Here is a 5,152-nt window from a genome sequence, read left to right on the forward strand (position 1 = left end):
CGCGAGCAGGCTGAAATTCACCGTCATCAGTTCGACGATCGGGCGCATGCCAGCCATCGCCGCACCGATGCCGGCGCCGGTAAAGCCGGATTCCGACAGCGGCGTATCGCGGATCCGTTCCGCGCCGAATTCCGCCAACAGGCCCTTGCTCACGCCGTAGCAGCCGCCATAGTGACCGACGTCCTCGCCCATCAGAAACACGCGGTCATCCCGGCGCATTGCATCGCAGATCGCCTCTCGCATCGCATCGCGGTAGGTGATTTCCGTCGTTGCGGGCTTGATCATCTCTTGCGGCATGACACCTCAGCGTTCGGCTTGCGTAGCTGCTTCTGCGTAGGCGAAGCGGGTGAGTTGCTCGACCGGCTCCCATGTTGCGGCCTCGCTGAAGGCGACCGCCCCGGCAATCTCGGCCGCGACCTCGGACTCGATGCGCGCCAGATCTTCCGCATGAACCATATGATTGGTTTCCAGCCAGCCCTGAAAGCGCACGATCGGTTCCTTTTGCCGCCAGGCCTCGACTTCGGCCTTGTCGCGATAGAGCTGAGCATCGAACATCGAATGCGCGCGCAGCCGGTACGTCCGGCATTCCAGGAAGTGGGGCTTGCGGGTTGCGCGCACCGCATGCACCGCCCGACGGGCGGCGGCCTCGACCGCTATCACATCCATGCCGTCGACCGCCTCGGAAGCGATCTGGTAGCACGCCGCCTTGCGCTGGATATCCGTTTCGGATTCCGAAAGGGCTAGCGCCGTTCCCATGGCGTAGCGGTTGTTTTCGCACACGAACAGCACCGGCAACTCCCACAGCGCGGCCAGATTCATGCTTTCGTGAAACTCGCCTTCGGCGACGGCGCCCTCCCCGAAGAAGCAGGCCGTGACGATGTCGTCGCCCCGCATCCGGTCGGCGAGCGCCAGTCCGATCGCCATCGGCAGACCGCCGCCCACGATGGCGTTGCCGCCGTAGAAATTGGTGGCCCGATCGAACAGGTGCATCGATCCGCCACGTCCGCGGCTGCAGCCTTCCTGCTTGCCGTACATCTCCGCCAGCACTGCATTCATCGGCACGCCGCGCACCAAAGCGTGCCCGTGCTCGCGGTAGGTCGCCACGATCCTGTCACGCTGCTCCAGCACCGGGATGACGCCGACGGCAACCGCTTCCTCGCCATCGTAGAGGTGCAGGAACCCCCTGATCTCTTCCCTCGTATAGAGTTCGGCGCACTTGTCCTCGAAGCGCCGAATACGAATCATATGCTTCAGCAAAGCAAGCATATGCTCGCGCGACAGATGCGGCTTGTCGCCTGGTACGGTCATCGCTCCTCGCTTTCGAGCGTCGAGATGTCGCCCTCCGGCAGGCCCAATTCACGGGCCTTGAGCAGGCGGCGCATGATCTTGCCGCTGCGCGTCTTCGGCAGGTTCTGCCGAAAGACGATGTCCTTCGGCGCGACCGCCGGACCGAGACGCTGGCGCGCATGGCCGAGCAATTCCTTACGCAGCGCATCGCTGGGCTCGAAGCCGTTCCTGAGGGCAACGTAGGCCTTGACCATTTCGCCGGCGGTCGGGTCGGGAATGCCGATCACGCCGGCCTCGGCCACCGCCGGATGCTCCATCAGCGCGCTTTCCACTTCGAACGGGCCGATCAGATGGCCGGCGCTCTTGATCACGTCGTCCGCGCGGCCGACAAACCAATAGTACCCCTCGCCGTCGCGCATCGCGAGGTCGCCGGTCAGATACCAGCCGCCCATGAAGCACTTCCTGTAGCGTTCCTCTTCGTTGAGATAGGCACGCATCATCGACGGCCAGCCCGGGCGGAGCGCGAGTTCGCCCATCGCCATCGGTTCGGTGATTTCGCGCAACTCGCCGCCTTCAACGCACTCGACGATGCCGGCCGTGATCCCCGGCAGGGGACGCCCCATCGAGCCCGGCTTGACGTCCATCGAGCGGTAATTGGAGATCATGATGCCGCCGGTCTCCGTCTGCCACCAGTTGTCGTGAAACGGCTTTCCGAAGGTGGCCGCGCTCCACGCCACGGCTTCCGGGTTGAGCGGTTCGCCGACGCTGGCCATGTAGCGCACTTTGGACAGATCAAATCGCCTGGTAATTTCGGCTCCAACCTTCATCAGCATGCGGATCGCCGTCGGCGCCGTGTACCAGACGGTGACTTTCTGCTCCTGCAGGATGCGATACCAACGCTCCGCGTCGAATTCGGCCTGGTCGACGATCATGCTCGCGCCATTGGTGAGCGGCGAGATGATGCCGTACGAGGTCCCGGTCACCCATCCGGGGTCCGCCGTGCACCAGAAGATGTCGTCCTGACGCAGGTCGAGCGCGAGCCGGCCGGTGATATGGTGAGCGACGACGGCTTCATGGACATGCACGACACCCTTTGGCCGCCCGGTCGTCCCGCTGGTGAAGTGAAGCAAGGCCATGTCCTCGGGGCCGGTCCACACCGTCTCGAACGAATCCGAAGCCTGCGCCAGCGCCGCGGACAGATCTATCGTATCGGCTGGAAGGCGATCCGAACATTCGGTCAGGAAGACGTGCTCAAGGCTCGCGAGTTCCTTTCGCCAGGGCTCAATCTTGCGCCGGTAAAATGTCTCGGAGGTGACGAGCACCTTGGCATTGCCGATCGTCATACGGGCCTTGATGGGATCCGGCCCGAACGCCGAGAATAATGGCGAGAACACGCTTGCGTTCTTTAGCGTACCGAGGGCGGCAACATAGAGTTCGGGTACGCGGCCGAGCAGGGAGAATACCCGATCGCCCTTGGCGACCCCGCGCTCCGCCAGGACATTGGCAAACCGGTTGATCTGCGCGCGCAGAGCCAGATAGCTGAAATCGCGAACCTGATCGCCGCGCCCGATCCAGCGCATCGCCAGTCTGTCGCCGCGTCCCGCAAGCACGTGCCGGTCGACGGCCTCGAACGCGATATTGATCCCGCCATTGGGCAGACCATCAAGCAACGCCCGCGCCTGCGACCACGCGAATCGGCTGGCGCATTCTTCATAATCCTGAAGGTTGGCGCCGACATAATCCTCGGGCTGCTTCCGGATACGCTCCCATTCCATGGCCGACCTTAAGGTGATCTGTGATCAAAAGGCTACATGGCGGATTTCGAGCGGCCTTGACCTGGGTCAAGCCCGCGAGCCCGCGCAATCGATGCCGAGCGAAACCGCGACGGAGCCGTGACTACTGTCTCCGGTACCTTTCGGAAGGGAGCACAAGCGGCACTATCCGGGTGCTTGCGGGGTCAGCCAGGCATCGCCGGGCATCGGTCCCGGCCTTCCGTGCGGCCGCCGGATTCGTGATGTAACTCTGTGATGCATGATGCTACGACAGCGTCACCCTTCGCGAATTGACATCCAATCGGTAGCCGCATGCGAAAGATTTCAATGACACGCTTCTTTCCCGGTGCAGTCCTGCTGGCGGTTCTGTGCGGGCCACAGCAAGCATCGGCGCAACCGGCTCCTGCTTCAGCCCGACCGCTCGCCGCTCCGGCAAGACCCGCCGCAGCCCCCGCTCCGCGCGGCGGCGCGGCCTGCCATAACGGCATGTCGTTCGATCGCTTCCTCGCCGACCTCAAGCAGCAGGCGGTCGCAGCGGGCGTGTCGCAGCGGGCGCTGGCGGAAGCGGCACCCTACCTCGTCTACGATCAGAGTATCGTCAACCGCGACCGCGGCCAGCGCGTGTTCGGGCAGGTGTTCAACGAGTTCGCAGCGCGAATGGCGGCGGTGTATCGGATGCAGCAGGGCCAGGCCAAGATCAAAACCCATGCCGCGGCGTTTGCGCGCGCCGAGAAGGAATATGGCGTGCCGCCGGCTGTGATTGCCGCGTTCTGGGGCCTGGAGAGCGATTTCGGCGCCAACATGGGCAATCTGCCAACGCTGCCCTCGCTGATGTCGCTGGCCTATGACTGCCGCCGCTCCGAGATGTTCGAGAAGGAAACCATCGCCGCCCTGAAGATCATCGACCGCGGCGATCTCGCGCCAAGCGAGATGATCGGCTCCTGGGCCGGCGAGCTCGGCCAGACGCAATTCCTGCCCTCGCATTATTTCAACTACGCCGTCGATTATGACGGTGACGGCCATCGCAACATGCTGCGCAGCCCGGATGATGTGATCGGCTCGACGGCGAACTACATCGCCAACGGATTGAAATGGCGGCGCGGCGAACCCTGGCTGCAGGAAGTCCGGGTGCCGCAAAACCTACCGTGGGATCAGGCCGACCTCACGATCAAGCATCCGCGCTCGAAATGGACGCAGTTCGGCGTCACCTATCCCGACGGCAAGGCATTGCCGAACGACAGCCTGCCGGCGTCGCTGCTGCTGCCGATGGGCCGCCATGGGCCGGCGTTCCTGGCCTATCCGAACTTCGCCGCCTATACCGAGTGGAACAATTCGCTGATCTACTCGACCACCGCCGGCTATCTCGCTACCCGCATCGCCGGTGCGCCACCGATGCAGCGTCCCTCGGCGCCGGTGGCGCAGCTGCCGTTCAACGAACTGCGCGAACTGCAGCAACTGTTGGTGCGCGCGGGATTCAATGTCGGCAAGGTCGACGGCATCATGGGGCAATTGAGCCGCACCGCGGTCAAGACCATGCAGATCAAATACGGCCTGCCGGCGGATTCATGGCCGACTGCCGAATTGCTGGCGCGGATGCGCGGGGTGCCGGCCGCGCCGCGCGCAGCGCCCGGCGCGACAGCATTGCCGCCGGCGCGTTGACGCCTCGATCGTCATGCCCCGCGGAGGCGGGGCATCCAGTAATCCGTGATGTTCGATCTTCACACGATAGCCGCCGCGGAGTACTGGGTTGCCGATCAAGTTGGGCGACGACGAGCACGTTGTATTTCGCCTTTCGCAACCCCACTTCGAGCATCACGTGCCCCGCGTCAGACCATATTCCACAACACGAAAAGAGCTTCACATGTCTTTCCACGACGCTTCCGTTGCCGCGTACCTGCAGATCCTGAACAGCCTCACCGGTATTCTAACCAAGGCCGAGGCGCACTGCGCGGCGAAGAAAATCCAGCCTGAGGTGCTGCTCGGCGCCCGGCTCTATCCGGACATGCTGCCGCTGAGCCGCCAGATCCAGCTCACCTGCGATTTCGCCACCAAGGGCTGCGCGCGCCTCACCCACAGCGAAGTGCCTTCGATTC

At 63.8% G+C, this 5,152-nt stretch carries 4 protein-coding genes and 1 pseudogene; 2 read left to right on the top strand and 3 right to left on the bottom strand.

From position 1 onward, the window contains the following. From Q8N40_RS04030 to acsA, 3 genes and pseudogenes are all read right to left on the bottom strand, one after another. Positions 1-297 (bottom strand): annotated as a pseudogene (locus Q8N40_RS04030) (alpha-ketoacid dehydrogenase subunit beta); the annotation flags it as partial. Positions 298-303: 6 nt separating this feature from the next. After that, the gene (gene pdhA / locus Q8N40_RS04035) at positions 304-1,308 is read right to left on the bottom strand and encodes a pyruvate dehydrogenase (acetyl-transferring) E1 component subunit alpha (RefSeq protein WP_305710886.1); all 1,005 of its coding nucleotides are present in this window, start codon (positions 1,306-1,308) and stop codon (positions 304-306) included. Beyond that, positions 1,305-3,062 (bottom strand): acetate--CoA ligase, encoded by a 1,758-nt coding sequence (gene acsA / locus Q8N40_RS04040; RefSeq protein ID WP_305710887.1) that lies wholly within the window; start codon positions 3,060-3,062, stop codon positions 1,305-1,307. The genes pdhA and acsA overlap by 4 nt, the downstream gene beginning before the upstream one ends. A gap of 318 nt (positions 3,063-3,380) precedes the next feature. On the opposite strand from acsA, the gene Q8N40_RS04045 reads away from it, so the two are divergent. Beyond that, entirely contained in the window at positions 3,381-4,718 is a 1,338-nt protein-coding gene (locus Q8N40_RS04045) for a lytic murein transglycosylase (RefSeq protein WP_371135608.1), read from the top strand. A 202-nt stretch (positions 4,719-4,920) separates the two neighbouring features. Then, positions 4,921-5,152: DUF1993 family protein (locus tag Q8N40_RS04050; protein ID WP_305710889.1), on the top strand; the 232-nt coding region annotated here is incomplete at its 3' end.

The organism is Bradyrhizobium sp., assembly GCF_030693485.1.
In the GTDB taxonomy this organism is placed as follows: domain Bacteria; phylum Pseudomonadota; class Alphaproteobacteria; order Rhizobiales; family Xanthobacteraceae; genus Bradyrhizobium.